At 69.9% G+C, this 1,158-nt stretch carries 2 protein-coding genes and 1 pseudogene; all 3 read right to left on the bottom strand.

Annotated elements, in window-relative coordinates; all coding sequences use genetic code 11:
- Positions 1-142, bottom strand: a pseudogene (locus ACFTZB_RS45765) (exopolyphosphatase); the annotation flags it as partial.
- Positions 139-693 (bottom strand): DUF501 domain-containing protein, encoded by a 555-nt coding sequence (locus ACFTZB_RS45760; protein WP_015889584.1) that lies wholly within the window; start codon positions 691-693, stop codon positions 139-141. The gene ACFTZB_RS45760 and the pseudogene ACFTZB_RS45765, both read right to left, overlap by 4 nt.
- Positions 690-1,158, bottom strand: a 469-nt coding sequence (locus ACFTZB_RS45755; RefSeq protein ID WP_378442642.1) for a septum formation initiator family protein, incomplete at its 5' end; no start/stop codon positions are given. The genes ACFTZB_RS45760 and ACFTZB_RS45755, both read right to left, overlap by 4 nt.

The following is a 1,158-nucleotide window of genomic DNA, read 5'->3' as shown; positions in this document are numbered from 1 at the left end:
GCCCGGTGGCGTCCACACCCTGCCCCAGTCGGACGACGCGCATCTCGCGGCGGACGTCGTGCAGTGCCCCCTGCTCGTCGACGTCGGCGACGAGGAGTCGGATGGAGTTCGTGCCGCAGTCGACGGCGGCGACGCGCGTCACTGCTCGGGACTTTCGATGTCGTCGATGCCGGGCCAGTCCGCGGGAATCGCGGTGCCCCTCAGCTTTCCGCCTGCCGCGGACGCGGCGAGGGCCACCGATTCGTCGCCGAGCGGGTTCACGCCCGGCCCCTTCGCGAGCGAGTGCGCCATCAGCACGTGCAGGCACTTGACGCGTTCGGGCATGCCGCCGCCGGTGAAGTCCGTTCCCAGGGGTTCGATGGCGTCGCGCTCGGCGAGATACGACTGATGGGCGCGCAGGTAGGCGGCCGCGAGTTCCGGGTCCTGCCCGAGACGTTCGGTCATCTCACGCATCACCCCCGCGGACTCCTGCCTACTGGCCTCCGCGGTCAGTCGCGGGTCCGTCAGGTAGTACAGCGTCGGAAACGGCGTTCCGTCGGGAAGTTTGGGCGCGGTCTTCACGACGCCGGGTGTGCCGTCGGGACTGCGGTACGCGATCTCGAGCACTCCGCGCGGTTCGCGGCCCAGCTGGGCGGCAACGGCGTCGAGGTCTTCCTGCGGCACGGGGCTGGACGGGTCGGACGAAGTGGTCACCCGGTGGGTTCTCCTGGTTCTTGCGATACGGGCGGCGGCACCACGGGGGGCGCCGGAGCCGGTGCCGGCTGCACCTCGGGCGCGGCCGGCGGTTCTGAAATGGTCTTCCACAGGTCGGAGTACCAGGGGCCTGCCATCTCGGCGTCCTTCTCCTCCGGCTTCTCCGGCTCCTTGTAGTCGCCGGGCAGCTGCACCTGGAACGGGGTGTCGCCGGGCTTCACCCACCGCAGCCGGCCGCGAGCCTGCGCCTCGATGTAGGCGGGATCCGAATAGCGCTCCTCGAGGATCCGCAGTTCCTTCAGGTCCTTCTCGAGCTGAACCTGTTCCGCCGCAATACGATCCGCCTCACCGCGCTGGGTGAGGTAGTTGCGCAGCGGAACCGCGAGGGTGAGGGCGAGCAGCAGCACGACCATGACGAGGACGAGCGCCTGGCCCGTCGACAGCCCGAGGATCGTGTGCTCGGAC

Source organism: Rhodococcus sp. NPDC057014, assembly GCF_042673295.1.
In the GTDB taxonomy this organism is placed as follows: domain Bacteria; phylum Actinomycetota; class Actinomycetes; order Mycobacteriales; family Mycobacteriaceae; genus Rhodococcus_F.
Note: the sequence above shows the minus strand (reverse complement) of the source record. Positions and strands in the feature narration are given on the sequence as shown.